At 69.3% G+C, this 26,216-nt stretch carries 27 protein-coding genes; 10 read left to right on the top strand and 17 right to left on the bottom strand.

The annotated features are described in order from the left end of the window. Positions 1 to 248 precede the first annotated feature (248 nt). Positions 249 to 902, top strand: a complete 654-nt coding sequence (locus ACXC9Q_RS06815; protein WP_457055606.1) for a class I SAM-dependent methyltransferase — start codon at positions 249 to 251, stop codon at positions 900 to 902. A 170-nt stretch (positions 903 to 1,072) separates the two neighbouring features. On the opposite strand, the gene ACXC9Q_RS06810 is transcribed toward ACXC9Q_RS06815, so the two are convergent. Further along, positions 1,073 to 2,158 carry an IS630 family transposase gene (locus ACXC9Q_RS06810; RefSeq protein ID WP_457055605.1) on the bottom strand — a complete coding sequence of 362 codons (1,086 nt, stop codon included), beginning with the start codon at positions 2,156 to 2,158 and terminating at the stop codon, positions 1,073 to 1,075. A gap of 340 nt (positions 2,159 to 2,498) precedes the next feature. Between ACXC9Q_RS06810 and ACXC9Q_RS06805 the strand changes: the two genes are divergently transcribed. Continuing rightward, complete coding sequence (locus tag ACXC9Q_RS06805; protein WP_457055604.1) at positions 2,499 to 2,792, top strand: hypothetical protein; 294 nt, start codon at positions 2,499 to 2,501, stop codon at positions 2,790 to 2,792. Here ACXC9Q_RS06805 and ACXC9Q_RS06800 read toward each other — a convergent pair. Next, the gene (locus ACXC9Q_RS06800) at positions 2,785 to 3,072 is read right to left on the bottom strand and encodes a LysR family transcriptional regulator substrate-binding protein (protein ID WP_457055603.1); all 288 of its coding nucleotides are present in this window, start codon (positions 3,070 to 3,072) and stop codon (positions 2,785 to 2,787) included. The two genes, ACXC9Q_RS06805 and ACXC9Q_RS06800, sit on opposite strands and share 8 nt — an antisense overlap. After that, a complete protein-coding gene (locus ACXC9Q_RS06795; protein ID WP_457055602.1) occupies positions 2,993 to 3,748 on the bottom strand; it encodes a LysR family transcriptional regulator in 756 nt (251 codons plus the stop codon). Before ACXC9Q_RS06795 ends, ACXC9Q_RS06800 begins: the two co-directional genes overlap by 80 nt. Positions 3,749 to 3,843: 95 nt before the next feature. Between ACXC9Q_RS06795 and ACXC9Q_RS06790 the strand changes: the two genes are divergently transcribed. Beyond that, entirely contained in the window at positions 3,844 to 4,662 is an 819-nt protein-coding gene (locus tag ACXC9Q_RS06790; protein WP_457055601.1) for a class I SAM-dependent methyltransferase, read from the top strand. Between the two features lie 20 nt (positions 4,663 to 4,682). Here the strand turns inward: ACXC9Q_RS06790 and ACXC9Q_RS06785 are convergent, their stop codons facing one another. Continuing rightward, positions 4,683 to 5,213, bottom strand: a complete 531-nt coding sequence (locus tag ACXC9Q_RS06785) for a YbhB/YbcL family Raf kinase inhibitor-like protein (protein WP_457055600.1) — start codon at positions 5,211 to 5,213, stop codon at positions 4,683 to 4,685. Positions 5,214 to 5,347: 134 nt separating this feature from the next. On the opposite strand from ACXC9Q_RS06785, the gene cobT reads away from it, so the two are divergent. The 4 genes from cobT to ACXC9Q_RS06765 are packed head-to-tail and all read left to right on the top strand — an operon-like array spanning position 5,348 to position 9,055. Beyond that, complete coding sequence (gene cobT / locus ACXC9Q_RS06780; RefSeq protein WP_457055599.1) at positions 5,348 to 6,388, top strand: nicotinate-nucleotide--dimethylbenzimidazole phosphoribosyltransferase; 1,041 nt, start codon at positions 5,348 to 5,350, stop codon at positions 6,386 to 6,388. Further along, positions 6,385 to 7,626 carry a uroporphyrinogen-III C-methyltransferase gene (gene cobA, locus ACXC9Q_RS06775; RefSeq protein ID WP_457055598.1) on the top strand — a complete coding sequence of 414 codons (1,242 nt, stop codon included), beginning with the start codon at positions 6,385 to 6,387 and terminating at the stop codon, positions 7,624 to 7,626. The genes cobT and cobA overlap by 4 nt, the downstream gene beginning before the upstream one ends. Then, positions 7,623 to 8,432, top strand: a complete 810-nt coding sequence (locus ACXC9Q_RS06770) for a TrmH family RNA methyltransferase (protein WP_457055597.1) — start codon at positions 7,623 to 7,625, stop codon at positions 8,430 to 8,432. The genes cobA and ACXC9Q_RS06770 overlap by 4 nt, the downstream gene beginning before the upstream one ends. An 8-nt stretch (positions 8,433 to 8,440) precedes the next feature. Further along, entirely contained in the window at positions 8,441 to 9,055 is a 615-nt protein-coding gene (locus ACXC9Q_RS06765; protein ID WP_457055596.1) for a phosphotransferase-like protein, read from the top strand. A 4-nt stretch (positions 9,056 to 9,059) separates the two neighbouring features. Here ACXC9Q_RS06765 and def read toward each other — a convergent pair whose 3' ends face one another. The 3 genes from def to ACXC9Q_RS06750 are packed head-to-tail and all read right to left on the bottom strand — an operon-like array spanning position 9,060 to position 11,138. Beyond that, positions 9,060 to 9,665 (bottom strand): peptide deformylase, encoded by a 606-nt coding sequence (gene def / locus ACXC9Q_RS06760; RefSeq protein WP_457055595.1) that lies wholly within the window; start codon positions 9,663 to 9,665, stop codon positions 9,060 to 9,062. Between the two features lie 59 nt (positions 9,666 to 9,724). Further along, positions 9,725 to 10,537 (bottom strand): LLM class F420-dependent oxidoreductase, encoded by an 813-nt coding sequence (locus ACXC9Q_RS06755; protein ID WP_457055594.1) that lies wholly within the window; start codon positions 10,535 to 10,537, stop codon positions 9,725 to 9,727. A 10-nt stretch (positions 10,538 to 10,547) separates the two neighbouring features. After that, on the bottom strand, positions 10,548 to 11,138 hold the full coding sequence (locus ACXC9Q_RS06750) for a hypothetical protein (RefSeq protein WP_457055593.1): 591 nt from the start codon (positions 11,136 to 11,138) through the stop codon (positions 10,548 to 10,550). 206 nt (positions 11,139 to 11,344) lie between these two features. Between ACXC9Q_RS06750 and ACXC9Q_RS06745 the strand changes: the two genes are divergently transcribed. Next, positions 11,345 to 12,043 (top strand): AAA family ATPase, encoded by a 699-nt coding sequence (locus tag ACXC9Q_RS06745; RefSeq protein WP_457055592.1) that lies wholly within the window; start codon positions 11,345 to 11,347, stop codon positions 12,041 to 12,043. Here the strand turns inward: ACXC9Q_RS06745 and ACXC9Q_RS06740 are convergent. From ACXC9Q_RS06740 to tkt, 9 genes are all read right to left on the bottom strand, one after another. After that, positions 12,033 to 12,440: an SRPBCC family protein gene (locus ACXC9Q_RS06740; RefSeq protein WP_457055591.1), complete on the bottom strand. Its 408-nt coding sequence runs from the start codon at positions 12,438 to 12,440 to the stop codon at positions 12,033 to 12,035. The two genes, ACXC9Q_RS06745 and ACXC9Q_RS06740, sit on opposite strands and share 11 nt — an antisense overlap. A gap of 284 nt (positions 12,441 to 12,724) precedes the next feature. After that, a complete protein-coding gene (locus tag ACXC9Q_RS06735; protein WP_457055590.1) occupies positions 12,725 to 13,303 on the bottom strand; it encodes a hypothetical protein in 579 nt (192 codons plus the stop codon). 63 nt (positions 13,304 to 13,366) lie between these two features. Further along, positions 13,367 to 14,176, bottom strand: coding sequence for an isocitrate lyase/PEP mutase family protein (locus ACXC9Q_RS06730; RefSeq protein ID WP_457055589.1), 810 nt, complete (start codon positions 14,174 to 14,176; stop codon positions 13,367 to 13,369). A 61-nt stretch (positions 14,177 to 14,237) separates the two neighbouring features. Beyond that, positions 14,238 to 15,014, bottom strand: a complete 777-nt coding sequence (gene pgl / locus ACXC9Q_RS06725; RefSeq protein WP_457055588.1) for a 6-phosphogluconolactonase — start codon at positions 15,012 to 15,014, stop codon at positions 14,238 to 14,240. Next, a complete protein-coding gene (locus tag ACXC9Q_RS06720; RefSeq protein ID WP_457055587.1) occupies positions 15,011 to 16,174 on the bottom strand; it encodes a glucose-6-phosphate dehydrogenase assembly protein OpcA in 1,164 nt (387 codons plus the stop codon). Before ACXC9Q_RS06720 ends, pgl begins: the two co-directional genes overlap by 4 nt. After that, positions 16,171 to 17,721 carry a glucose-6-phosphate dehydrogenase gene (gene zwf / locus ACXC9Q_RS06715; protein ID WP_457055586.1) on the bottom strand — a complete coding sequence of 517 codons (1,551 nt, stop codon included), beginning with the start codon at positions 17,719 to 17,721 and terminating at the stop codon, positions 16,171 to 16,173. Before zwf ends, ACXC9Q_RS06720 begins: the two co-directional genes overlap by 4 nt. A gap of 22 nt (positions 17,722 to 17,743) precedes the next feature. After that, on the bottom strand, positions 17,744 to 19,327 hold the full coding sequence (locus ACXC9Q_RS06710; RefSeq protein ID WP_457055585.1) for a glucose-6-phosphate isomerase: 1,584 nt from the start codon (positions 19,325 to 19,327) through the stop codon (positions 17,744 to 17,746). Further along, positions 19,324 to 20,433 (bottom strand): transaldolase, encoded by a 1,110-nt coding sequence (tal, locus tag ACXC9Q_RS06705; RefSeq protein ID WP_457055584.1) that lies wholly within the window; start codon positions 20,431 to 20,433, stop codon positions 19,324 to 19,326. Before tal ends, ACXC9Q_RS06710 begins: the two co-directional genes overlap by 4 nt. A gap of 36 nt (positions 20,434 to 20,469) precedes the next feature. Beyond that, positions 20,470 to 22,641 carry a transketolase gene (tkt, locus tag ACXC9Q_RS06700; RefSeq protein ID WP_457055583.1) on the bottom strand — a complete coding sequence of 724 codons (2,172 nt, stop codon included), beginning with the start codon at positions 22,639 to 22,641 and terminating at the stop codon, positions 20,470 to 20,472. 304 nt (positions 22,642 to 22,945) lie between these two features. Here tkt and ACXC9Q_RS06695 point away from each other — a divergent pair, with 304 nt between their 5' ends. Together ACXC9Q_RS06695 and ACXC9Q_RS06690 are read left to right on the top strand one after the other, a co-directional pair. Next, positions 22,946 to 23,911 carry a heme o synthase gene (locus ACXC9Q_RS06695; RefSeq protein ID WP_457055582.1) on the top strand — a complete coding sequence of 322 codons (966 nt, stop codon included), beginning with the start codon at positions 22,946 to 22,948 and terminating at the stop codon, positions 23,909 to 23,911. Between the two features lie 246 nt (positions 23,912 to 24,157). Further along, a complete protein-coding gene (locus ACXC9Q_RS06690) occupies positions 24,158 to 25,246 on the top strand; it encodes a ScyD/ScyE family protein (protein ID WP_457055581.1) in 1,089 nt (362 codons plus the stop codon). 26 nt (positions 25,247 to 25,272) lie between these two features. On the opposite strand, the gene ACXC9Q_RS06685 is transcribed toward ACXC9Q_RS06690, so the two are convergent. Beyond that, positions 25,273 to 26,199, bottom strand: a complete 927-nt coding sequence (locus ACXC9Q_RS06685; protein ID WP_457055580.1) for a COX15/CtaA family protein — start codon at positions 26,197 to 26,199, stop codon at positions 25,273 to 25,275. Between the last annotated feature and the right edge of the window lie 17 nt (positions 26,200 to 26,216).

Below are 26,216 nucleotides of genomic sequence, written 5' to 3'. Positions count from 1 at the left end.
CGGTGCGGGCGCGGAATGTCGTCGCAGGGACGGCGATCCGGCCAATCGGTTGCTGATAGCAATTAGTAGGGACACGACAGGCATGAGATGCGACCGGCGCGCGGTTGTAGGTTCCGGCTCCGACCTGCAACGACGAGTGGCGGGATCGACTATCGACTACGAGCGGGCGCGGCCCGGGAGCACAGCAGGCATAGTCAGGTGTGCCCTGAGGGGTCACGATGAGAAGTCCAGGCAGGAAGGAGACGGCGTTGTCCGAACCAGTGGTAACCCGCGGTCCGTACGGCGGCCGGCAACCGACCAGCCATGAACGGATGACAGGCGAGCCTTGGGATGCGTCGTACCACGACGGACCGGCTCCCTGGGACTTCGGCGGCCCTCAGCCGGCAATCGTCCGCCTGGCATCCAGCGGCGGCTTCACCGGATCGGTGCTCGACGCGGGCTGTGGCAGCGGCGAGAACGCCCTGCAGATTGCGTCTCTCGGACTGCCGGTCCTAGGGGTCGACGTTGCCGAAACCGCCTTGGCCTTGGCCCGCCAGAAGGCCGTCGACCGCGGTATCAAAGCCGACTTCACCACAGCCGACGCCCTCCACCTGGATCGCTTGGGGCGCACATTCGACACAGTTCTGGACTGCGGCCTGTTCCATTCCTTCGACGCCGACGAGCGCCCGCCGTACGTCGCGAGCCTGGCCTCGGTCACCCAACCCGACGGAACCCTCTACCTCCTCTGCTTCAGCAACGAAGGCCCCGACACCGGCCCCCACCCCGTCACCCGCGAAGACCTGACGACAGCCTTCAACCCCAACACCGGCTGGCGCATTGCCACGCTCGAAAACACCAAGCTCGAAACGCGCTACCACGACAACGGCGCCCCGGCCTGGCTGGCAACAATCAACCGGACATAGGTCCCGACCGTGACGTAAAGCATTTGGCGGTTCATACTGCCTTCGGGGGTGGCGCGGCGCCAGATCGCGTCACGGGGGGAATGTCATGAAGAATCGTCGTGCGCGGTTCCGCAGGACAGCGATCGCGATCTGTGTACTGCCTATTTGCTCTGGATGCGTCATCAACGCTCCTAGTGGTCCGTGTTTGAAGTGGTCTGACGGTTGGCTTTGCTGAGGATCTGGTCGGCGGTCTTGGTCCAGACGAAGGGGTGGCAGCGGTCGTTCCAGCCGTCGATGAAGGCGCGGATCTTGGTGTTGAGGTCGCGTACGGAGTTGAAGGTGCCGCGGCGGATGGCCTGGCGTTCGATGATGCCGAACCAGACCTCGACCAGGTTGAGCCACGATCCGGACGTCGGGGTGAAGTGCGCCTGGATCCGCGGGTTGGCGGCCAGCCAGGTACGGATCTCGGGGCGCTTGTGGGCGGCGTAGTTGTCCATCACCAGGTGGAGTTCGGTGCCGTCCCCGTGGTCGGGGTAGGCCTTGGCGACCTGCTTGAGGAAGGCCAGGAACTCCTGGTGACGGTGCCGGGGCTTGACCGCTGCAGTCACGGTGCCGGTGGCGATCTCCAGGGCCGCGAACAGTGTGGTGGTGCCGTGCCGGACGTAGTCATGGGTGCGCCGCTCGGCCAGCCCGGGTTGCATCGGCAGCGTCGGCTGGGTCCGGTCCAACGCCTGGACCTGCGACTTCTCGTCCACACACAACACGATCGCGTTCTCCGGCGGCGCGAGATACAACCCGACCACATCGGTGACCTTGGCGACCAGTTCGGGATCGGTAGAGAACTTGAACGTCTCCACCCGCCACGGCTGCACCCCATAATCGCGCCAGGCCCTGGCCACCGTGCCATTACTCACTCCCAGCCGAGCGGCCATCAGCCGGCTCGACCAGTGCGTCACCCCCAGCCGCTTCGGTGGCGGCTTCAGCGTCTCCGCCACGATCTTGCGATGGTCGACCACCCGCGGCCGACCCGACCGCGGCTCATCATCCAACCCCGCCAGTCCCCGCTCGGCGTACCGCTCCCGCCAACCGATCACCGTCGGCCGCGAAACCCCCACCCGCTCCGCGATCGCCGTATTCGCCTCACCGTCAGCCGCCAACAGCACAATCCGCGCCCGCTGCGCCAGACCCGCCCGACCCGACGACGACCGAGCCATCCGCAACAACCGCTCCCGATCACCCTCACGAAGAACCAGCGCAGCAGCAGGTCGATTCGCCATACCCCCATCCTGACGCACACCAACCGTAAATCAACTAACTACACGCGACACTAGTTCAACGCCAAACGGTTCCGCATCAGCGCAGCCGCAGGGCTCGGCCACAGTGCGCGTATCTGTACCTCCAAGTCCTCAGACGAGCAAGACCACGCCCCGGACACTTCCGGGTGGACCGGGCGTGTACTCGTTCGAGTACGAGGGAGCTGTGGGGACGATCCAGGTCCCTGCATCCATCATGGACGCGCGACTGTAGAGGTTCGGCGACTATCGCAGACTTGCGAAGGCGCCGCCAATTACCTACCTCATCGCCCAGGTCGACAATCAGTCGAACGCCACAATCACCATGCACGAAGTCGTCGTTGTCACCGGCAGCGGCCAGCAGATCGAGGCGACCTCGATCAGCGACTACGTCGATATCTGGAGAGATACCTTCGCAGGTGACGCCAGCGGGCACGGCGGCGACACGACGAAGTACAACATGGGAATCGCGCTCTCGAACGCCAGCAACTTCTTCCTGCTTCCAGGCGCGAAGGGGACCGCGATCATGGGTGTCAAGGTGCCGATCAAGACGGTCAAGCGGGTGTTCGTCTACCCGGCAGGTGCGTTCGACCGAGCTGAGGCCCACAGAATCACGTGACCACGGCGGTTGTGCCGGCCTCTTGCGGTACGCCGGGTGGGAGTCGGCCCGGGTTCTGGGACCCCGGTGATTGCAGGTGGGCTTGGAAGTGGGATGCGACTTCCGTGGCGATTGCGATGGTCCGTTTGGTGAGGGGGGATTGGGTGCGGCCGGAGGGCCAGAGGAGGTAGATCTCGCGGCGGGGTGGGGCGGGGAGTAGGTCATGGATGGACAGGGCCGGGTCGGGGGTGGTCAGGACCAGGCGGGGGAGTACGGCGGAGCCGAGGCCGGATCGGACCATCGCCAGGACTGCTTCGTTGCCTGCGGCCCGGAACACGATGTGGGGCCTGTACGTCGTTGGTGGCGAACAACTGTTCTACGCGGGGCTGGTCGCAGGTGGGTGGCCAGGCCACCATGGGTGCGCGGTGGAGGCTGGTGAGCTGGACCGGGCCTTCTGGGAAGGCGCCACGTGGGGCGACCAGGACGTACGGGTCGTCGAGCAGTCTGAGGTGCTCGATGTCGCCGGCGACGCGGCCGTCGAAGAACATCAGGTCCACCTTGTCGACCGGTGGCGGATCGGATTCGTCCTCGAACAGGCGGATGTCGCAGCCGGGGTGTTCCTCGCGCAGTTGGCGGACGACGTGCGGGAGGAGCACGTTGGAGACGCTTTGGAAGGTGCCGATGTCGATGCGTCCCTCGCCGGCTTTGAACCGGTCGAGCGCGGCGGTCATGGCCTGGCTCCTGGCCAGCAGGTCGCGACCATGAGACAGCACGACCGTGCCGAGTGGGGTGATCCGCACCGGCTTCGGGCCGCCGGGGCGGTCGAACACCGCACCGCCGACGGCCTTCTCCAGCGCGGCGATGTGCTGGCTCACTGTCGACTGGGTGTAGCCGAGCCGGGTGGCCGCCCGACCGAACGAGCCCTCGTCGGCGACGGCGGCGAGGGTAGCGACATGCCGGAGTTCAACGTCGGACATGGACGCGAGCGTACGCCGGATGATCGTGGTTCGCGATGGGGTCGATCGAGGACTATCGTTTTTCACGATGCTGAGCGCGGCCTAGCGTCGTTGCCGTGAGCTGGGGAAACGACGAAGGGGAAGCGACCATGACGGCCGAAGCGCAACGCGGGCAGTTCGACTACGACGCCGAGCTGAGCCGGTATCACCCGCGGCTGCTGACGGCGATGGATGTCAGGTCCGATGACCACGTGCTCGACATCGGATGCGGTAGCGGGCTCACCACCCGGGCGGCCGCCAAGAGCGCGGACTCCGGGAGTGCGCTCGGCGTCGACATCTCCGCCGAGAGCTTGGATGCTGCCCGGCGACTCAGCGAGCAGGAGGGCCTGCAGAATGTCCGCTTCGAGCGGGCTGATGCTCAGACGCATCCCTTTCCGGCGGAGGGCTTCTCCCTCGGCATCAGTCGGTTCGGCACGATGTTCTTCAGCGACCCGGAGGCCGCGTTCACCAACATCGCCCGCGCGTTGCGTCCGGCGGCGCGGCTGGTGCAGCTGGTCTGGCAGGACAGAAGGCACCAGGAGTGGGACGCCGTGGTCCGTCGTATGCTCACCACCGGACGGACGGCGCCGGACACCGGAGGCGAACCGTTCTCGCTCGCTGACCCCGCGGCCGCGGAGCGTCTCCTGACCGGCACTGGGTTCACCGACGTACAGGTCACCGACGTCCGTGAACCCGTGTACTACGGCCCTGACGCCGACGCCGCGTGCGACGCCGTACGCAGCCTTTGGCTGACAAGGGACCTGCTCGCCGAGCTGGGCCCGACCCGTGCCGAACAAGCACTCGAGCGATTGCGCGCCATCCTCGCCAGCCGACAGACCGCGGACGGCGTGTGGTTCGACTCCCGCGCTTGGATCGTCACCGCACGCCGCCCGTAGTATCCGGGCCGGCCGGGCAATCAGGCCTGGATCTGGTAGGTGGGGGTGAGGATGGCTCGGGCGAGGGTGTGGAAGGCCAGGTTGAAGGAGACGACGGCGGGGGTGGCGTCGGAGTCCACGTCGAGGGCTTCTACGTCGATGGCGTGGACGACGAAGTAGTAGCGGTGGACCTGGTCGTTGGGCGGCGGAGCGGCGCCGCCGAAGTTCTTGGTGCCGAAGTCGTTGCGGACGTGGAAGGCGCCGTTGTCGAGGCGCTCCGTCGCACCGGCGCCGGTCGGGAGCTCCGTCACCGTGGCCGGGAGATTGACCAGGATCCAGTGCCAGAAGCCGGACGGTGTCGGGGCGTCGGGGTCATAGCAGGTGACCACGAAGGCCTTGGTCTCGGCGGGGAATCCGGACCAGCTGAGCTGCGGCGAGGTGTTTGCGCCGGCGAACGCCTGGGCGTCGGGCAGCTGCTGACCGTCGGTGACATCGGTGCTGGTGACGGTGAACGATCCGCATTTCGGCAGGAGTTCGTACGGGTCCGGGGCGACTGGACGATCGAGCGACATCGGTGATCCTCCGGGATCTCGCGAGTGTGGTGATTCCGACATTACTGTCCACATCTCACCGGTCCGTCCCGGGGCACGCTCACGGGGATGCGAAGATCGGAGCGGTACGACGGCAGACGTGAGCGGAGGACGTGGTGGAGGAGTATCTGGAGCGGATCGTTCCGGCCGATCCCGAGGCGATGCGGGCTGCCGCCGAGCGGCAGGCGATCCTGACGAAACCGGCCGGATCCCTGGGCATCCTCGAGGACCTGTCCGTCCAAGTCGCCGGGATGACCGGGACGTGCCCGCCCGCGATCCCCGCGCCCGCCGTGGTGACGGTGTTCGCGGCCGATCACGGCGTACACGCTCAGAACGTCTCGCCGTGGCCGCAGGAGGTGACCGCCGCGATGCTGGCGAACTTCGCCGCCGGCGGCGCCGCGGTGAACGCGTTCGCGGCGAACAACCGGGTCGACGTCCGTGTGGTCGACGTCGGCGTGGCGACGCCCGTCGACGAGCTGGACATCATCCACGCGAAGGTGCGCCCCGGCACCCGCGACCTGTCCACGACCGACGCCCTGACCGAGGACGAGACCAGGGCCGCGATCGCGGTCGGCTTCGACCTGGCGGACACACTGGTCAAGGACGGCTACCGGTGTCTGCTCACCGGCGACATGGGGATCGCGAACACCACCGCGAGCGCCGCCCTGATCGCCACCTTCACCGGCGCGACCGCCGACGTGGTCACCGGTCGCGGCACCGGCATCGACGACGCCACGCTGGCCCACAAGACCGCGATCGTGCGGTCGGCTTTGCAGCTGCACGACGTACCGGCGACCGACCCGCTCAAGGCACTCCAGGCGTACGGCGGCCTCGAGCATGCGGCCCTGGCCGGGTACATCCTCGGCGGCGCGGCCAACAAGGTGCCGGTGATCCTGGACGGCGTGATCGCGGGAGCCGCCGCGCTCGTCGCACAGGCGTTCCACCCGGCGGCGATCGACTACTGCGTCGCCGGGCACCGGTCCGCCGAGCCGGGACACGCGGTCGCGCTGAAGACGCTCGGCCTGCAGCCGTTGGTCGACCTCGATCTTCGGCTGGGTGAGGGAACCGGCGCGGTCCTTGCGTACCCGATCCTGACCTGTGCGGTACGAGCGCTGGACGAGATGGCGACGTTCGAGTCCGCGGGAATCGACTCGTGACGAGCCAATACCTGTCTGGTCTGGTCCTCGAGGGGCGGCGCGTTGTCGTCGTCGGAGGTGGTGGAGTCGCCCAGCGGCGGCTCCCACGCCTACTCGAGTCGGGCGCGAAGATCGACCTCATCTCGCCGTCGATCACGCCGACGATCGAGGGCCTGCTGAGCAACCCGTCGCTGACGTGGATCGAGCGGGGCTACGGGGACGGCGACCTCGACGGTGCCTGGTACGTCGTGGTGGCGACGGACGACGCCGCGGTGAACGACCGAGTGTCGGCGGAGGCCGAGGAACGGCGAATCTTCTGTGTCCGCTCCGACGACCGGTCCCGCGCGACCGCCTGGACCCCCGCGTCCGGGCAGCACGACCAGGTGACCATCGGCGTACTCGGTGGCGGCGATCACCGGCGCTCGGCCGAGGTCCGCGACGCGATCCTGGAAGGCCTGCGGACGGGGCAGCTCGGAGCGCGCACCCAGGACAAGAAACCGGGGGTGTACCTCGTCGGCGGCGGACCGGGCGATCCGGATCTGATCACTGTCCGCGGCCGGCGGTTGCTGGCCGAGGCCGACGTGGTCGTGGCGGATCGGCTCGCGCCGCAGCAGTTGCTGGATGAGCTGCACCCCGATGTCGAGCTCTTCGACGCGGCGAAGCTTCCGCGTGGGCGGGCGGCTCAGCAGGAGGAGATCAACCGGATCCTGGTCGATCGCGGTCGCCTGGGGAAGGTCGTCGTCCGGCTGAAGGGCGGCGATCCGTACGTGTTCGGCCGCGGCTTCGAGGAGGCGCTCGCCTGCGCGGAGGCCGGGGTGCCGTGGTCGGTGGTGCCGGGGATCACGAGCTCGATCTCGGTGCCGGCGGTGTCCGGGATCCCGGTCACGCATCGCGGCGTGACGCATGAGTTCACCGTGGTCTCGGGGCATATTCCGCCGTCGCATCCGGATTCGCTGATCAACTGGGACGCGCTCGCCCAGTTGAGCGGGACGCTCGTCCTGCTGATGGCGGTCGAGAATCTGCCGGCGATCACCGAGCGGCTGATCGCCGCCGGCCGGCCGAAGACGACGCCCGCCGCGGCGATTGCCGACGGCACCCTTCCGGGACAGCGGATGGTGACGTCCGACCTGGCCGGGATCGCCGCCGCGATGGCCGCGGCCGGCGTCGGCGCACCCGCGATCGTTGTCATCGGCAACGTCGTGGAGGTGGCCGCGCAAGCGCGCGATGGACACGGCGACGACGGGCCGGGGCCGGCGTGAGTTCGCTGGTGCCGCTGGATGATCCGGCGGATCAGCGGCTGGCGGACTATGTGCAGCTGCGGGAGGTGAACCTGCGGCGCCTGCTCGAGGAGGAGCACGGCCTGTTCATTGCCGAGGGCGACAAAGTGATCCGGCGCGCCGCGGACGCCGGGTACGAGCCGCGTTCGTTCCTGCTCGCGCCGCGATGGCTGGACTCCCTGCACGATGTGCTGGCGAAATGGCCGGACAAGCCGGTGTATGTCGTCTCCGAGGAGCTGGCCGAGCAGGTCACCGGCTTCCACGTGCACCGCGGCGCGCTCGCGTCGTACCGGCGTCGCGCCGCGCGGCCGCTGACCGAACTCCTCCAGGACGCACCCCGGCGGATCGCGATCTTCGACGACATCGTGGATCACACCAACGTCGGCGCCGGCTTCCGGGCCGCCGCGGCGATGGGCGTCGAGCTCGTCCTGGTCACCCCGACCTGCGCGGATCCGCTGTATCGGCGCTCGATCAAGGTCTCGATGGGCACGGTCTTCCAGGTCCTGTGGACCCGGCTCGACACCTGGCCCGGCGATCTCGAGCTGCTCCAGGACAATGGGTACGTCGCCGCGGCGTTCGCGCTCACCGACGACTCGATCACGCTCGACGATCTCGCCGCGCGGCACGACGAACGGCTCGCGCTGATCTTCGGCACCGAAGGGCACGGCCTCAAGCCGCACGTGCTCGACAAGGCAGACCTGACCGTACGCATCCCGATGGCCGGCGGCGTCGACTCCCTCAATGTGGCATCCTCAGCAGCAGTCGCGTTCTACGCCACGCGACCATAGGTCGAGTCATGCGTACGACGGGACGCCTGGTGCTGCGCCCGTTCCATCTACTCACTCACGGCGGAGGCATGGACCACAGCCCGAAGGTAGTGCTTGTCACGGGGATGCAGGCGGCGGGGAAGTCGACGGTGGCGCCGATGGTGGCCGCGCGGCTCGGGCCGCCGGCGGCGACGCTGGATGGGGATGTGTTCTACCGTGGGGTCGTCGCCGGCGCCGAACAGATGACACCGGAGCCGTCGGCGGAGGCGGTCCGGCAGTTGGAGCTGCGGTACGACGCGACCGCGCTGGTAGCGCAGCACTACGCGGACGCCGGATTCGACTTCGTCTGCAGCGACATCATCCTGGGCGAGCATGTCGAGAAGTGGTTCGCCCGGCTGCGGGGCGTGGACACGTATCTCGTCGTCCTGATCCCGTCGGTGCGGTCGATCGTCGAGCGCGAGATCGGTCGAGGCGGCAACAACAGCTACCGCGACTGGGGCCCCTCGCTGGAGGACGGCGTCCGCGCCCTGCAGGCAGGCCTGGAGGACATCCCGCGCCGCGGTCTGTGGCTGGACACGACCGGCCAGACCCCGGAGCAGACCGCCGACGCGATCCTCGCCGACCTCGAGAAGGCCCGCTGGTAGACCGTCAGGTGGCGCTGCTGTCCTCGTGGGCATCCTCGTGTTCGATCATCGGGGTGATCGGCCAGTCGGAGGGGTAGTCGGGGGCGAGTTCTTCGGCTTCGGCGAAGAGGCGCTTGCGGTACTTGCGCGACAGACGGTCGCCGAAGACGGTGCCCTGGGTGTGGTCGGTCTCGTGCTGGAGGCAGCGGGCGAGCAGGCCGTCGCCCTCGAAGCTGACAGGTTCGCCGTGCTGGTCGAGGCCGGCGACTCGGGCGAAGTCGGGGCGGGCGCACTTGGTGAACGCGCCCGGCAGGGACAGGCAGCCCTCGTCGCCCTCGTCCAGGCGGCGGTCCTTGCCCTCCGGGAGCTCGATCACCGGGTTGCAGACGACCCCCTGGACCCGGTTGCCGTCCTTGTCCGGGCAGTCGAACACGAACAGCTGCAGGTCCACGCCGACCTGGTTCGCGGCCAGGCCGACGCCCTCGGCCGCGTTCATCGTCGCGACCATGTCGGCGACCAGCTTCTGCAGCTCGTCACCGAACTCGGTCACCGGCCGGTTGACCCGGTGCATGACGTCCTCACCCCACCGGGTGATGGGCAGCACCGAACCGTTCTCAGGCAACGTAGACATGGCGAAAATCCTAGCGCCCTCTCGGGTGGCGGCCGACCGGCCGCCACCCGAGGCCGGTGCTACTTCTTCAGGTCGTCGCGCCACGCGACCCAGTCGCGCAGCAGGCCCAGGTCGTAGTCCGGGCCGGAGGCGTGCACGGTGAACAGGCGGGTGCCGACGTCGAGGAGGGACTTGCCGATCTCTTCGGGGGTCTTGGTGCCGACGGCCGTCGAGCGCTCGATCTCGCCGGGGTCGCGGCCGATCGTCTTGCAGTGCTCGTCGAGGACGGCGTGCTTGTGCGCGATCGTCTCGGCGTCGCCGAAGCCGTGCCAGATGTGCGCGTGCTGGGCGACCAGCTTCAGCGTCTTCTTCTCGCCACCGCCGCCGATCAGCACCGGGATGTCCCGGGTCGGCTTCGGGTTGAGCTTGGTCCAGCGCTGCTCGATCCGCGGCAGCGCCTCGCCGAGCGCGTCCAGCCGGCCGCCCGCCGTACCGAACTCGTAGCCGTACTCGTCGTAGTCCTTCTCGAACCAGCCGGAGCCGATGCCGAAGATCAGCCGGCCCTCGCTGATGTGGTCGACCGTGCGGGCCATGTCGGCCAGCAGGTCGGGGTTGCGGTAGGAGTTGCAGGTGACCAGGGCGCCGATCTCGACCCGCTCGGTCGCCTCGGCCCAGGCGGCCAGCATGGTCCAGCACTCGAAGTGCAGACCCTCGGGCTCACCGGACAGCGGATAGAAGTGGTCCCAGTTGAACACCACGTCGACGCCGATCTCCTCGGCCGCGGCAACGGTCCGCCGGATGTCGGCGTACTGGGCGTGCTGGGGCTGGAGCTGCAGGCCGATCCGTACCGGGAAGGCGGCGTACGGACGGTCGGTGGACTTGGAATCTGTCATGGTGGTGATCTTATCCGGCGTTGCGGAGGAGCCTCCGGATAGGTCCATGACAAGGGGGTACGGCGCGATGCCGGACGAGACCGAGATCGACGAGTTCGCGCGGCTGTTCACGCGGTTCCTGGAGCGGATGCAGCAGGCCGGCGGGCGGACGGGCCGGGAGAGCCTGCGGGACCGGTTGCGCGCGCATCTCGGCGTCGACCCCGAGCAGGTGCCGGTGGTGTCGTCGAGCTTCCCGTCGTACGACCTGCCGAACGTGCAGCGCGGGATCGAGGCGTGGTTCGACGAGTTCGAGGTGCTCGGGCTGGCCGGGTCGAACCGCGGCCACCACTCGCTCGGCGAGCTGCTCGAGCTGTCGGAGTACGACCGGTTCGGGATCGGCGCGGTCGACTATCAGCGGTTGCAGATCGACGTCGACGAGGAGATGGACTGCGTCGCGTTCGGGTTCTATCTCGGCGTCCAGGGCGAGGACCGGTACGTCGCACTGTTGCGGGCGGCGAACCCGCAGTACGGGCGGATGAGCGTCGAGCTCGAGGTCCTCGCGGTGGCGAAGGCGGCGGGGGATCGGTTCCTCGGTGCGCTGCCGGACCTGATCCGCGAGCACAACGTGTTCCGCGGCAAGGTGGTGTCGTTCGAGGGACACGAGTTCGGTCAGGGGGTCGGGCCGTTCCGGTTGCATCCGCGGCCCGGGATCACGCGGGCGGACGTCGTACTGCCGGATGGGTCCTGGAGCGGGTCGAGCGTGAGGTCGTCGGCATCGCGGAGCACCGGGAGACGCTGCTGTCGGCCGGCCAGCACCTGCGCCGAGGCGTGCTGCTCTACGGGCCGCCGGGGACGGGCAAGACCCACACCGTCCGGTACTTGCTGTCCAGGTTGCCCGGGTTCACCGTCGTACTGCTGGCGGGGACGAGTATCGGGTTCATCTCGCAGGCGTGTTCGCTGGCGCGGATGCTGCAGCCGGCGCTCGTCGTACTCGAGGATTGTGACCTGGTGGCCGAGGCGCGCGACTACTCCCACGGGATGGGGAACCCGCTGCTGTTCCAGGTCCTCAACGAGATGGACGGCCTGGCCGAGGACGCGGACGTCGCGTTCCTGCTGACGACCAACCGTGCCGACCTGCTCGAGCCGGCCCTGATGCAGCGTCCGGGCCGGGTCGACCTCGCGGTCGAGGTGCCGCTGCCCGATGCCGAGGGTCGTGCGCGGCTGCTGAGTCTCTACGGACCTCGGCTGCAGCTGGATGCCGACGTGATCGAGGAGGTCGTCGGGCAGACGGAGGGTACGACGGCGTCCTTCATGAAGGAGCTGGTACGACGGACCGTCCTGCTGGCCGCGGAGTCGGGGGAGACCGCGGGAGCCGGTGAGCTGCGGACCGCCGTGGCCGAGCTGCTGTCGTCCCGCGATGCGCTGACCCGGCGACTGCTCGGCGCGGCCGACGGCGACGCGCCGGACTACTCGCCCGGACCGGCACCTGGACCGATGCCCGGCGTCTACAAGGGGCTCATCGGCTGAAGTACGACGCCATGTGCCCGAGCATCGTCGCGACGCCGGGCTTGATCGTGGTCTCCTGCTCGACGGGCAGGCCCACGCTCCGGTAGTCGAGCCGGGTCCGGTCGTCGCCGAGATCCGTCAGCCGGACCGTGATCTCCTCGGCCGGCTCGTCGAAGTGAAGTACGACGCTCCGCGGCAGATCGACCTCGCCGAAGCGCAAGCTGAAGGGGACCTCGACGTCCCCGTCGCCGACGAACACGGCCGAGATGAGTCCGCCGGGGCGAGCATCGATGGCGACGCGGTCGGCGGGCGTGGTGAAGCCTTCGGCGAGGAACCAGGCCGCGAACGGCTCGGGCTCGGTGAAGGCGCGGGCGACCTGGGTGGGTGCTGCGTCGATGGTCCGGGTGAGGGTGAACATGAGCTTGACCTCCTGGAATCGGGCTGACTCCAGCACTGTGCCGCGACCCGTTTACGGTTTGTTTCCGGTCGGGATGCGGTCGGCGTAAGCGGCCGCCCAGTCGCCGAGCGCCCGGATCGGGACGAGGAGATCCTCGCCGGGGGTGGTCAGCGAGTGAGCCGGTGGTCGCCGGTGGGCTGGCACGCGCGCGGTTGCTGGAGGCAACAGCCGCGTTGGCGATCGGTGTGTGGGTCTCCGGTGGTGATGTGCGAGGCCTGTTCCCGCCGCTGGAGGCCGCGTTCGGGTCAGTCCTCCCCGGGCAATGAGGTCACGCGGCCCAGGCGGAGGCTCCAGGCCGGGAAGAGCAGGTAGGTGCCCGCCCAGCTGAGGCCGCCGACGTAGGTCCAGCCGGGTGCGGTGTTCAGGTCGTCGAGACCCATGATGATGCCGGGCACGCTGACGAAACCGAGCAGCATCACGGCTCCGGCGACCAGGCCGGCTCGTTGCAGGCGCTGCGGCCACGAGCCGTCGGCGAGTCTCCGACTGGCGGCGACGAGCCAGACCCCGATCAGCGCGAACCCGGTCGCCGACACCAGCCCCGCGAGGAAGAATCCGGTGGCGTCGGTCAGGATCAGGATCGAGCCGACGACGGTGATCACGGCGCCGAGAGCCGCGATGCCGACGACCACGGGCCGGACCTTCGCGGCGGACTCCTGGAACCGCCAAGCGAGCCCGGCGCTGAGCAGCCCCAGCGCCGCGTTGCCGACGTCGTTGATGGAGCCGAACGCGTCGGCGCCGAGGTAGAACACGATGAGACACAGGCAGGTCGCGAGGCCGACGATCCCGTGAACGATCGCCGGCCGGCGCAGTCTGTCCGTCACCATCGTTGCCCCCAACCCGTGAACCGAGAGTGCTCCCGGGAGACGTCGGCCGGCAACTGCCCGGTGTCAGCGCAGTGGTCGGCTCCCGAAGAGCCGGTTGAGCTCGGCTTGCGGGATCTGGTCGGCGGCGAAGGTGATCGTGCCCTTCGTGGCCAGCTCCTCGGCGCTGCGGCGGATGAAGCCGAGTGCGGCGCGGGCGATACTGCCGCCGAGGCTGATCCGGGTGACGCCGGCGGACTGCAGGTCGGCGACGGTCAGGGTCGACGTACCGAGGCCGACGACGACGTTGAGCGGGCCGTCGATCTCCGTCACCAAGGTGCGGATCGTGTCCAGATCGTTCACGCCGGGCACGTAGAGGCAGTCGGCACCAGCCGCGCGGAAGCGGTTGGCGCGCTCGATCGAGTCGGTCAAGGAGCTCGGCGTGCGCAGCAACTGTCCGTCGGTCCGGGCCGTGAGCACGAAGTCCGCGCCGGCCGCCTCGCGGGCCGCGACGATGAGGTCCACGGCGAGCTCCGCGTCGTACAACTCGCGTCCGTCGTAGTCCTCGATGTTCCCGCCGGCCAGCCCCGCCTCGCGGGCGAGCGCGATCGTCTCGGCGACCCGCGAAGGCTCGGCGCCGTACCCGTCCTCGAGATCCCCGTTCACCGGTACGGCGCTCGCCGCCGCGATCTCGCGGATCCGCTCGAACATGACCTCGCGGGACACCGACGGCGCCCCGTCAGGCAGCGTGTGATCGCCCTTGGCGAGCGAGAATGCGATCCCGGCGCTCGTGGTCGCGATCGCCGGGAAGCCGGCCTCGGCAAGGATCACCGCGGACCCGGCATCCCAGGCATTCGGCATCACGAAGAACTCGGTGTGCAGCTCACGGAAGGTCATGACCGCGATCCTGCCAGACCGACGCTTCGGCACCGGCCGAAGTCCGGCCCGCGGGTCTGGACTACTCGATGTGTGACGCGGCGGCTTCGTCGAGGAGCCACAGCGTGCGGTTGCGGCCCTTGGGCGCCGAGGCAGGAAGGGTGCTGGTTTCTTTCAGGGCATCGGCCACCGCATCGGCCTTGTCTTCGCCGGAGACGACGAACCAGACCTCGCGGGAGCGGTTCAGGGCCGGGAGCGTGAGCGTGACCCGGGTCGGCGGGGGCTTGGGGGAGTCGTGCACCGCGACCGCCGACACGTCGGTGACGGCGAGCTGCGGGTAGCCCGGGAACAACGACGCCACGTGCCCGTCCGGCCCGACACCGAGCATCAGTACGTCGAACGCCGGTACGGCGCGACCTTTGACGTCGCTCAACGCCGAGATGGTGGCGGCGAGTTCGGTGGCGTACGCCTCGGCGGCTGCCTCGGGCGATTGCCCGGTATCGGCGGGCATGGGGTGCACACGAGCCGGGTCGACGTCCACGTGGGCGAGGAGGGCGTCGCGAGCCTGGGTCTCGTTGCGCTCGGGGTCGCCGGGCGGCAGGAACCGCTCGTCACCCCACCAGAACTCGACCCGCTGCCAGTCGATGCTCGCGCCGGCCGGCCACTCGGCGACGGCGCGGTGCACCGCGGCCGCGACGCGACCGCCGGTCAGCACCACCTGCGCGACCCTGCCGTTGCTCTGGGCATCGACCAGCGCGGTCACGAACCGCGCCGCAACCGCGTGCGCCAACGCCGTGGCGTCGCGGTGGATCAACAGCTCCGGGTCGACCACCCGGCTGGAAGCGGATGCATCAGTCATGAGGGCCCCGCCACTGCCTTGCCCGCCGCCGCCTTCTTCGCAGCGGTCTTCTTGGTCGCGGTCTTCTTGGCAGCAGTCTTCCGCCCAGCGGCGTTCTTCGCCGCCGCGGCCTTCTTCGCGGCAGCCGACTTCCGCGGAGCGGCCGTCTTCTTGGCCGGGGCCGTCGTCGCACCCGCGGTGTGGGCAGCGGCCTTGGAGACCGCCGCCTGCACCGAGCGCCGGTCGGCCGCATCGACCTTCTTCTCGGCTTCGGGCATCGTCTCCCGCTTGACCATGCACGCCAGCGTCTTCGCGTACACGTCGTCCGGGTCGAGTCGCCGCAGCTCCTCGCTCAACAGCTCGGACGTCGTACGGCGCTTCAACGCCACCGGCCGATCCGGCTGCCCGGGGATGCTGAACGTCGCCACCGCGCCATCCGGCCGCGTCAGCGCGATCGGCCCCGACGGCGTGAACATGCGAACGGCGGTCACCCCCGGGCCGCGCGAGTTCCGCTGCTCGACCGGGACGCCGAGCCGGCACTGCAGCCACGCGGCCATCAGGTCCGCACTCGGGTTGCCCTTCGCCGACACTACCTCCGCACCCGTCACCTTGGTCGGGTACTGATCCAGGGCAGCCGCCATCAGCGCCCGCCACGGCGTCAGCCGGGTCCACGCGAAGTCCGTGTCCCCAGGCTCGTAGCCCTCGGCCCGCGCGGTGAAGTCGAGCGACGCCCGCCGGGTCGTGGCCGCATCGGTCACCCGCCGCCGGCCCAGGCGGCCGAGCGGGTCGTCTGCCGGAGCCTTCGGGCCGCCGCCCGGCCACCAGACGATGACAGGGGAGTCGGGCAGCAGGAGCGGCGTGACCACGGACTCCGGCACCTTGGCCAGCTCACCGTGCAGCCGGAGCAGCACGGCCTCACCCGGAATGCCTTCGCCCACCCGCACCTCGGCGTCCAGGCCGGAGGCACCGCGGCCCGGCCGCAGGATCGCGACCAGGACCCGGGAGGGGTGTTCGCGACCGGCCTCGTTCGCGGCCTTCATCGCGTCGTGGTGCGACGCCTCGTCGACGACCACCACGATCGTGCCGACCATGCCCATGGCCGGGGAGCCCGCGTTCCGGCGGGCCTTCAGCAGCGCCGAGGCGATCTCGCTCGAGGTCGTGTCGGTGAGGTCGATGATCATGGCCGCCTCCAAGCGCGTCCGTCGCGGGCGAGCATCTCGTGCGCGGAGTCCGGGCCCCAGCCGCCCGACCCGTATTGCTCCGGTTTGCCGTGCTCGGCCCAGTAGTTGATCACCGGGTCGAGAATCTTCCAGCCCAGCTCGACCTCGGTGTGCTGCGGGAACAGCGGCGGGTCGCCGAGCAGGACGTCGAGGATGAGCCGCTCGTACGCCTCGGGCGAGGACTCCGTGAACGAACCGCCGTACTGGAAGTCCATGTTCACGTCGCGGATCTCCATCGCGGTCCCGGGCACCTTCGCGCCGAAGCGCATGGTGATGCCCTCGTCCGGCTGGATCCGCAGGACCAGGGCGTTCTGACCGAGTTCTTCGGTCTCGGTCTTGGCGAACGGCAGGTGCGGCGCCCGCTTGAACATCACCGCGACCTCGGTGACCCGGCGGCCCAGCCGCTTCCCGGTCCGCAGGTAGAACGGAACCCCTGCCCACCGGCGGGTGTCCACGTCGACCCGCAGCGCCGCGAAGGTCTCCGTCGCGGAGGACGCGGGGATGCCGTCCTCCTGCAGGTAGCCCTTCACCTTCACGCCGCCGGCCCAGCCGGCCGCGTACTGACCGCGAGCCGAGTGCAGGTCGAGGCGCTCCGGCAGTTGCACCGCGGCGAGCACCTTCTTCTTCTCCTGGCGCAGCGACCAGGCGTCGAAGCTGACCGGCTCCTCCATCGCGACCAGCGCGAGCAGTTGGAGCAGGTGGTTCTGGATCACGTCCCGGGCCGCGCCGATGCCGTCGTAGTATCCGGCCCGGCCGCCGATGCCGATGTCCTCGGCCATGGTGATCTGGACGTGGTCGACGTAGTGACTGTTCCAGACCGGTTCGAACATCGCGTTGGCGAATCGCAGTGCCAGCATGTTCTGGACCGTTTCCTTGCCGAGGTAGTGGTCGATCCGGAACACCGACTCCGGCGGGAACACCGACTCGACCACGCGGTTCAGCTCGCGCGCACTCTTCAGGTCGTGGCCGAACGGCTTCTCGATCACCACCCGCCGCCACGAACCGGGCACCTCGTCGGTCAGCCCGTGCTCGGACAGTTGCCGCACGACCTCCGGGAACAGCCCCGGCGGGATGGACAGGTAGAACGCGTGGTTGCCACCGGTCCCGCGGGTGATGTCCAGCTCGTCCACGGTCTCCCGCAGCCGCTTGAACGCCTCGTCGTCGGTCAGGTCACCCGGGACGAACCGGAAGCCCTCGGCAAGCTGCTGCCAGACCTCCTCGCGGAACGGAGTCCGCGCGTGCTCCTTCACCGAGTCGTGCACGATCTGGGCGAAGTCCTGGTTGGTGTAGTCGCGGCGGGCGAACCCGACCAGGGCGAAGCCGGGCGGCAGTAGCCCCCGGTTCGCCAGGTCGTAGACCGCCGGCATCAGCTTCTTGCGGGCCAGGTCGCCGGTGACTCCGAAGATCACCAGGCTGCACGGCCCGGCGATCCGCGGTAGCCGCCGGTCCTGCGGATCCCGCAGCGGGTTCACCGGGCCGGCCGGCCCGTCATCGAGCTCAGCGGTCATCAGCCGCTTCCCTCCGAGGTGTCTAGTTGCCGAACAGGGACAGGAGCTGTTGTACGCCGGTCGCCGGGTCCGTCAGGTGCAGACGAAGTACCGGACGGCCGCGGTCGGCCAGAACGTTCGCGTCACCGGCCGCCTGGGCCGAGATCAGCGTGCCGAACGTGAACGGACGGTCGGGGATCTCCACGTCCGCCGGGTGCGCCGAGGTGATCTGCAGGAACACGCCCTCCGGGTGGCCACCCTTGTGGTACTGGCCGGTCGAGTGCAGGAACCGCGGACCCCAGCCGAAGGTCACCGGACGGCCCGTGCGGGTCGCCAATGCCGGGCGAATCGCGGCCAGATAGCCGTCGCGATCGGAGTCCAGGTACGCCATGACGGCAAGGTAGCCCTTGGCATCGAGCTTGCCCAGCAGCGCGTCGACCGCGCCTTCCAGCGAGTCCACACCGTCCAGCAGGCCCTCGGAACCACGAACCTCGACGGCGCCCTCGGTGAACGCCGCCGCCTCCGGCTCGGGCTGTGCGTCGAGCAGGCCGCGCGCCGCCTTCTTCGCGCTCTCGACATCGGGCTGGTCGAACGGGTTGATGCCCAGCAGGTAGCCGGCCACCGCCGTCGCCATCTCCCAGAGCAGGAACTGCCCACCGAGCGTGCCCGCGGTCAGCGCCGTCGGCACCCCGCTCGTCGCCTTCTCCGCGAGCAGCGCGTTGGTCAGGTCCGCGGCCTCGCTGCGCAGCTCCGGAGCGCCGACCTCGACCGCGACCGGCAGGACGCCGGTGCCGTTCTTGCCGGTGCTCTCGGCGATCAGCTGCTCCGCCCAGTCCGGGAAGCCGACGATGTCCGAGCCGTCGGCCGTGATGATCGCCTTGTCCCGCCCGGCGCTGGCCGCGAGCACGGCGCCCAGCCACAGGGCCGGGTTGTCCGTGGAATCGGCCTGGAGCTCGGGAGCCGCCTCGGCGGCCTGATCGAGCAGCTCGGCGATGTCCGCACCGGCCAGGCCGGACGGCACCAGCCCGAACGCGGTCAGCGCGCTGTACCGGCCGCCGATGTTCGGGTCGGCCAGGAAGGTCTTGCGGTAACCCTCGTCGGCCGACAACTTCTCGAACGGCGAACCCGGGTCCGTCACCACGACGACCCGGGACGCAGCGTCGATGCCCGCGTCCGTGAACGCCTTGACGAACGTCCGCCGGTGGCTGTCCGTCTCGACCGTCCCGCCGGACTTGCTGGACACCACGATGACGGTCTTCGACAGGTCGCCGGCCAGCGCACGCCCGACCACACTCGGGTCGGTCGAGTCCAGGACGACCAGCTCGACACCGGCTGTCCGGGTGATCACCTCGGGGGCCAGCGACGAACCGCCCATGCCGGACAGCACGATCCGGTCCAGACCCTCGGACCGCAGGTCCGCCTGCAGCGCCTCGATCTCGGCCAGTAGCGGGCGGGAGGTCTCGTGCAGGTCGACCCAGCCGAGCCGGATCGAGGCCTCGGACTCGGCCTCCGGGCCCCAGATCGTCGCGTCCTTCGCGGCGATCCGGGATGCGATCTTCTCGGCGACCAGTTTGCCGACGACCTCGGCCCAGTCGCCGTTCTGCGTCCTGACCGACGGAGCGCTCACTTGGCGGCCGCCTTCAGCGCCGCGGTGACGGTGTCCTGCAGGTCCGACCAGGACGCGTCGAACTTGGCCACGCCTTCGTCCTCGAGCACCTGGACGACCTCGTCGTACGAGATGCCCAGCTTCTCCAGGTCGTCGATCACCTTGCGGTCGGCCGCGTAGTCGCCGCGGACCGTGTCGCCGGAGAACTCGCTGTGCTCCTCGACCGCCTTGATGGTTGCCTCAGGCATCGTGTTGACGACACCGCTGGTGACCAGGTTGTCGACGTACAGGGTCGGGGAGTACGACGGGTCCTTGGTGCCGGTGGACGCCCACAGCGGACGCTGCGGCTTCGCGCCGGCGGTCTCGATCTCGCGCCAGCGGTCGCTTTCGAAGATCTCCTCGTACGCCTCGAACGCGAGCCGGGCGTTGGCGATCGCGGCCTTGCCCTTCAGGGCCAACGCCTCGTCGGTGCCGATGGCGTCCAGCCGCTTGTCCACCTCGGTGTCGACCCGGCTGACGAAGAACGACGCCACGCTGGCCAGCTTGGTCACGTCGTGGCCGTTCTCGATCGCCTGCTCCAGGCCGGTCAGGAACGCGTCCACGACCGCCTTGTAGCGGTCGAGGGAGAAGATCAGCGTCACGTTCACGCTGATCCCGGCGGCCAGCGTCGCGGTGATCGCGGGCAGTCCCTCCTTGGTGGCCGGGATCTTGACGAAGATGTTCTCCCGGCCGACGGCCTCCCACAGTTCCTTGGCCTGCCGGATCGTCTTCTCGGTGTCGTGCGCCAGCGTCGGCTCGACCTCGATCGAGACCCGGCCGTCCTGGCCCTCGCTGTCGTCGTACGCCGGCTTGAACACATCGGCGGCGTCGCGGACGTCCTCGGTCGTGATCACCCGGATCGCCTCGTCGGTGGAGATGCCCTGCGCTGCCAGCCGGGAGACCTTCTCGGCGTACGCGTCGGCGTCCGAGATGGCCTTGGCGAAGATGGTCGGGTTCGTGGTCACGCCGACCACGTGCTTGTCCTGGATCAGGGCGGCCAGGCTGCCGCTGGTCAGTCGTTCGCGGGAGAGGTCGTCGAGCCAGATGGAGACACCCGCGTCGGTGAGTGCTTTCAAGCGATCGTTCATGTCCGGAGCCTTCCGAATCTTCTGTTGTGGGTGTCGTCAGTTGCCGGCGTCGGCGGGTCCGACCGGCCCGGCGGCGGCTCGCTTGGGCGGCACGCCCGGACCGCTGATCTCGGCGGCCGCGGCGATGCTGTCCTTGGCTGCCTGTACGACGGCGCCGGCGGTGATGCCGAACTCGTCGTACAGCGTCTGGTAGGCGGCGGACGCGCCGTAGTGCTCCAGGCTGACCGTGCGGCCGGCGTCGCCGACGATGTCGTGCCAGCACTGGGCGATGCCGGCCTCCACCGACACCCGGGCCCGGACCGCCGCCGGGATCACAGACTCGCGGTACCCATCGTCCTGCTCGTCGAACCACTCGCGGGAGACCATCGAGACCACCCGCGCCTTGATGCCCTCGGCCGCCAGCGTGTCGCGGGCCTCGACGGCCAGCTGCAGCTCGGAGCCAGTCCCGATCAGGACCACGTCCGGCGTGCCGTCGGTGTCGAGCAGCGTGTAGCCGCCCTTCTTCACGTTCTCCGTGGTGGCGAAGCCGTCGGTGCCACGGGGGAACGTCGGCACGTTCTGCCGGGTCAGCGCCAGGCCGGCCGGGCGGTCGGTGTGCTCGAGGATCACGGCCCACGCGGCCGCCGTCTCGTTCGCGTCACCGGGCCGTACGACGTCCAGGCCGGGGATCGCCCGCAGCGCGGCCAGGTGCTCGACCGGCTGGTGGGTCGGGCCGTCCTCACCGAGGCCGATCGAGTCGTGCGTCCACACGTAGGTGACCGGCAGCTTCATCAGCGCGGCCAGCCGGACGGCCGGTCGCATGTAGTCGCTGAAGACCAGGAACGTGCCGCCGTACGGGCGGGTCAGTCCGTGCAGGGTGATGCCGTTCAGCACCGAGCCCATGGCGTGCTCGCGGATGCCGAAGTGCAGCACCCGGCCGTACTCGTTGCCCTGGAACTCCTTGGTGGCGTGCTCGGGCGGGATGAACGACGGCTCGCCCTTCGGGGTGGTGTTGTTCGAGCCGGCCAGGTCGGCCGAACCGCCCCACAGCTCGGGCAGCTCCGGCGACAGCTTGGTGAGCACGTCACCGGACGCGGCGCGGGTGGCAACGCCCTTGGCGTCGGCGTCCCAGCTCGGCAGCGCGTCCTTCCAGCCGGCCGGCAGCTCACGCTTCCGCAGCCGGTCGAGCAGTGCCGCGCGCTCCGGGGTGGCCGTGCGCCAGGCGTCGTACTTCACGTCCCAGTCGTCCTGCAGCGCCTTGCCGCGGTCGAGCGCCTTGCGGGTGTAGGCGATCACGTCGTCGGCGACCTGGAAGGTCTGCTCCGGGTCCCACCCGAGCACCTTCTTGGTGGCCGCGACCTCGTCCGCGCCGAGGGCCGAGCCGTGGATCTTCCCGGTGTTCTGCTTGGTCGGGGCCGGCCAGCCGATGATCGTGTGCAACCGGATGAAGCTCGGCTTGTCGGTGACCGCGTTGGCCGCCTCGAGCGCGTCGTACAGGGCCTGCACGTTCTCCTCGTAGCCGGTGCCGCCATTGGTCCAGTCCACGTCCTGCACGTGCCAGCCGTACGCCGCGTAGCGGGCCGCCACGTCCTCGGAGAACGCGATGTTGGTGTCGTCCTCGATCGAGATCTTGTTGGCGTCGTAGATCACCGTCAGGTTGCCGAGCTGCTGGTGACCGGCCAGCGAGGACGCCTCACCGGAGACGCCTTCCTCAAGGTCACCGTCCGAGGCGATCACGTAGATGTGGTGGTCGAACACGCCCGCGCCGCGGGCCGCCTCCGGCTCCAGCAGGCCGCGCTCGCGGCGGGCCGCCATCGCCATGCCGACCGCGTTGCCGACGCCCTGGCCGAGCGGGCCGGTCGTGGTCTCGACGCCGGGGGTGTGGGAGTACTCCGGGTGGCCCGGGGTCTTGCTGCCCCAGGTCCGGAGCGACTTCAGGTCATCCAGCTCGAGGCCGAAGCCGGCCAGGTACAGCTGGATGTACAGGGTGAGGCTGGAGTGACCGGCCGAGAGCACGAACCGGTCGCGACCAGCCCAGTGCGGGTCGGCGGGGTTGTGCCGCATCACCTTCTGGAACAGCAGATACGCCGCCGGTGCCAGGCTCATCGCCGTACCGGGGTGGCCGTTGCCGACCTTCTCGACCGCGTCCATCGCGAGCACCCGCACGGTGTCGACCGCGCGCTGGTCGAGCTCGGTCCATTCAAGCTTGGGGCTGGTCTTCTCCGTCACGCCGGCGGCGCTCCTCTCGATGGCTGCGAAACACGTCCGGTCAGCGTCGAGGGGATCGCTCCTCGACCTACCGGCCGGTCACGATCGCGCCCCCGCGCGTCACCGTGAGCGAGCCTACTCGCCTAGGCGTCCGGCGCCTTCCATAGACTCCGAACCCGGCCGGTGTGGTGCTTGTTCCCAACGTCTGCCAGGTCACACCGATGACTCGCCCAGGGGGGTGGCGAGTCCCTCCTACGGGCAGTCGTAGACTGTCGAATCGTCAGCGCCGGACCTCCGGCGTCAACCCACTGAGTTCGAGGTGTTCGTGACGGCCGTCGACCCGCGTCCAGCCGCGACGACGTCGTACCCGACGCCGCTGGTGGACGCTCCTGCTGTGGTGAGTCCGTCGGTGCGCGACGTGGTGAAGACGTACGTCGGTCTGACCAAGCCTCGCATCATCGAACTGCTCCTGATCACGACCGTGCCGGTGATGTTCCTGGCCGCCGGGGGAGTGCCCGGTCTGGAAGTCGTCGCGGCCACCCTGGTCGGCGGCATCCTCGCCTCCGGCAGCGCCAACACGATCAACTGCGTGCTCGACCGGGACATCGACGAGCAGATGCGCCGGACCCGGCGCCGGCCGCTGCCGCGGCACGCGGTCAGCCCGCGCTCGGCGACGGTCTTCGGCATCGTGCTCGGCGTCCTGGCCACGCTCGAGCTCGGGTTCTTCGTCAACTGGCTGTCGTCCGGCCTGGCACTCGCGGCGAATCTCTTCTACGTGTTCGGCTACACGATGGTGCTCAAGCGCCGGACCGTGCAGAACATCGTCTGGGGCGGCATCGCGGGCTGCTTCCCGACCCTGATCGGCTGGACCGCGGTTACCAACGAGCTCGCCTGGACCCCGGTCGTGCTGTTCCTCGTGGTGTTCTTCTGGACGCCGCCGCACACCTGGTCGCTGGCGATGCGCTACCGCGAGGACTACGCATCGGTCGACGTACCGATGCTGCCTGTAGTCGCGACCCCTGTCGCGACCGCCCGGCAGATCACGGCGTACTCGGTGATCATGGTGATCACGTCGATCGCGCTCTGGCCCGTCGCGGACACCGGATTCGTCTACCCGCTGGCCGCGATCGCGCTCGGTGTGGTGTTCCTGCGCGAGGCCCGCGCGTTGTTGCTCCGGGCCCACACCGGCGCCGAAGGAGCCGCACTGCGGCCGATGCGGTTGTTCCACTTCTCCAACATCTACCTGGCCTTGCTCTTCATCGCCGCAGCCGTCGATCCCCTGCTGCACTGAGCAGGACGACTCCGGTACGCCTGGCGCCGGCTGCTCGAAAGGGCAGGGGTGGTTGCTTCAGGCATCGAATTGCGGTGCACTGAGGGTGGAGTCGCGGCGACACTGCGTTGTTCGTAGGGGGTTTGCGGCGCGTGTGTGGTCGGCTGCGTGGAGTCCTCCCGTTGACCTCACCGTTATCTGATGTTCCGATAGGGCCGTCTGTGGAGGGGGTTCCACGCCTGGGGGGACACAGATGAAGGGGAAGACATGGGGGTTCGAACACGCATTGCAGCAGTCGCGGCACTGGCACTCGCCGGGTCCGTGCTGGTGGCCGGGCAGGCCGACGCCGGTGGCTCACACAGCAGTTTGAAGCCGGTGGTAACGGGTCTCGACGGTCCGCGGGGAGTGTCGACGTTTGGGCACAGCGTCATCTACAGCGTCACCGACGGTTCGGTGTACGCGACCTACGGCAAGAAGACCGTCAAGCTCGGCCAGGTGCCGGGCGGCTTCGCACCGGCGATCGACACGAGCAAGCGGGGCGTGACGTACGCCCTGACCGGCGGTGGTGGCCCGGAGGGTGACACCCCACCGGGCGGCGCGACCCTGTTCCGGCTCCGCGGGCCCGGCAAGTCGCCGGTCGTCGTGGCCGACATCGGGAAGTATCAGGCCACCGATCCGGACCCGTACAACCAGGCCGACTCGCCGACCGAGTCCAACCCGTTCGGTGTCGCGGCGCTCAACGACGGCACCGTCCTGGTGTCCGATGCGGCGAACAACGATCTGCTCCGGGTCTGGCCGAACGGCAAGACGAAGACGGTCGCACGGTTGAAGCCACGCACGGTGAAGGTGCCTGCTGGTCTCGGGCCGGACGCACCGCCGGCCGGAACGCCGTTCGTGGCCGAGGCCGTGGCGACGTCGGTGACGGTCGGATCCGACGGCTACTGGTACGTCGGTGAGCTCCGCGGCTTCCCCGCCACACCCGGGACCTCGGAGATCTGGCGGATCAAGCCGGGTTCGATCGGCGCGGTCTGTGACCCGGTCAAGCCGAACAGGGGCAACTGCCAGCGGTACGCCGACGGCTACACGTCGATCGTCGACTTGGCCGGCGGCCCGCACGGCACGCTCGCGGTAGTGGAGCTGGCGCGAGACAGCTGGCTCGCTTTCGAGTCCGGCGGCTCGACGATCGGCGCTCTGTTCCTGCAGTACCCGGGCAAGCACCACAAGGCCGGGTTCAAGCGGGAACTGGTCCGCGGCCAGCTGAACCTGCCAGGCGGCGCGGCCTTCAACCGATGGGGCGGCCTTTACGTCTCCGCACCGGTCTTCGGGCCTGGAGCCGTCTACAAGGTGAAGTACTGATGTGAGTGGTGCGCCCGCGGCGTGAGCTACGTCGCGGGCGTGCCGCGTTCGGCGTACACGGCCGTGACGAGGGCGATGAGCAGTCCGGCGAAGAACATGTGGACGAGCACCAGGCCCCACGGGAGGCCGGTGAAGTACTGCGTGAAGCCGACGGCGCCCTGGAGTAGTTCCATCGCGAGCAGCCAGGCGGCCAGCTTGCGCAGCGTTCTCGAGGTCGCCGTCACGCGGGTGGCGATCACCAGTGCGATCGTGATTCCGAGCAGGCCGAACACGACGTCGGCGTGCAGCTGGCTGATCAGCTCCTCGTTGAACCCGTTCCGCCCGGTGTCGGGGTCACCCGAGTGCGGACCCGCGCCGGTGACCAAGGTGCCGAGGGCAACGGTCAGCCAGACCGCCACGACACAGGCGGTCGCGAGGGCGCGGACCACCGGGGGAGTGTGCGGGTAGGGACTGGTTCGGGACCGGCGCACCATCGACACCGTCAGGGTGATGATCACCAGCGAGACCAGGAAGTGCGCGGACACGATCCAAGGATTCAGCCCGGTCAGCACGCTGATGCCGCCGATCACGGCCTGCAACGGGACGCCGAGCGCGGCCGCCGTGGCGAGCCGGCGCAGGTCCCGGCGGATCGGGCGGTACCGCATCACCACGAGCCACGTGCAGATCGCGATCACCGCGACCACGAACCCGAGCATCCGGTTGCCGAACTCGATCGCGCCGTGGATGCCGAGCGCGCTGTGCGGCACGTACGACTGGTCGGTGCACTGCGGCCAGGTGGGGCAGCCGAGGCCGGAGCCGGTCAACCGGACCAGACCACCGGTCACCACGATGCCGATGTTCGCCGCCACCGACGCCCAGCCCCAGCGCCGGACGACGTCCAGGCTCGGTTCGGGAACCAGTCGCCAGAATCCGCTGACTGGCTCGGCCTCTTGGGGCGGCGTCTCCGTGCTCATCACCGGCACACTCTAAA

The sequence above is a fragment of the Kribbella sp. CWNU-51 genome, assembly GCF_054073265.1.
Note: the sequence above shows the minus strand (reverse complement) of the source record. Positions and strands in the feature narration are given on the sequence as shown.

Bases quoted from the DNA above. Each gene is read 5' to 3' on its own strand.
- ACXC9Q_RS06785 (WP_457055600.1), bottom strand. From the start codon at position 5,213: ATGTCGCTCGATCGTCCAGTCGCCCCGGACCCGTACGAACTCCTGCCG.
- ACXC9Q_RS06740 (WP_457055591.1), bottom strand. From the start codon at position 12,440: ATGTTCACCCTCACCCGGACCATCGACGCAGCACCCACCCAGGTCGCC.
- ACXC9Q_RS06690 (WP_457055581.1), top strand. From the start codon at position 24,158: ATGGGGGTTCGAACACGCATTGCAGCAGTCGCGGCACTGGCACTCGCC.
- tal (WP_457055584.1), bottom strand. From the start codon at position 20,433: ATGAACGATCGCTTGAAAGCACTCACCGACGCGGGTGTCTCCATCTGG.
- ACXC9Q_RS06765 (WP_457055596.1), top strand. From the start codon at position 8,441: ATGCGTACGACGGGACGCCTGGTGCTGCGCCCGTTCCATCTACTCACT.
- ACXC9Q_RS06730 (WP_457055589.1), bottom strand. From the start codon at position 14,176: ATGACCTTCCGTGAGCTGCACACCGAGTTCTTCGTGATGCCGAATGCC.
- ACXC9Q_RS06805 (WP_457055604.1), top strand. From the start codon at position 2,499: ATGCACGAAGTCGTCGTTGTCACCGGCAGCGGCCAGCAGATCGAGGCG.
- ACXC9Q_RS06685 (WP_457055580.1), bottom strand. From the start codon at position 26,199: ATGAGCACGGAGACGCCGCCCCAAGAGGCCGAGCCAGTCAGCGGATTC.
- ACXC9Q_RS06795 (WP_457055602.1), bottom strand. From the start codon at position 3,748: ATGTCCGACGTTGAACTCCGGCATGTCGCTACCCTCGCCGCCGTCGCC.
- ACXC9Q_RS06755 (WP_457055594.1), bottom strand. From the start codon at position 10,537: ATGACAGATTCCAAGTCCACCGACCGTCCGTACGCCGCCTTCCCGGTA.
- pgl (WP_457055588.1), bottom strand. From the start codon at position 15,014: ATGACTGATGCATCCGCTTCCAGCCGGGTGGTCGACCCGGAGCTGTTG.
- zwf (WP_457055586.1), bottom strand. From the start codon at position 17,721: ATGACCGCTGAGCTCGATGACGGGCCGGCCGGCCCGGTGAACCCGCTG.
- ACXC9Q_RS06800 (WP_457055603.1), bottom strand. From the start codon at position 3,072: ATGGTCCGATCCGGCCTCGGCTCCGCCGTACTCCCCCGCCTGGTCCTG.
- ACXC9Q_RS06735 (WP_457055590.1), bottom strand. From the start codon at position 13,303: ATGGTGACGGACAGACTGCGCCGGCCGGCGATCGTTCACGGGATCGTC.
- def (WP_457055595.1), bottom strand. From the start codon at position 9,665: ATGTCTACGTTGCCTGAGAACGGTTCGGTGCTGCCCATCACCCGGTGG.
- ACXC9Q_RS06720 (WP_457055587.1), bottom strand. From the start codon at position 16,174: ATGATCATCGACCTCACCGACACGACCTCGAGCGAGATCGCCTCGGCG.
- ACXC9Q_RS06810 (WP_457055605.1), bottom strand. From the start codon at position 2,158: ATGGCGAATCGACCTGCTGCTGCGCTGGTTCTTCGTGAGGGTGATCGG.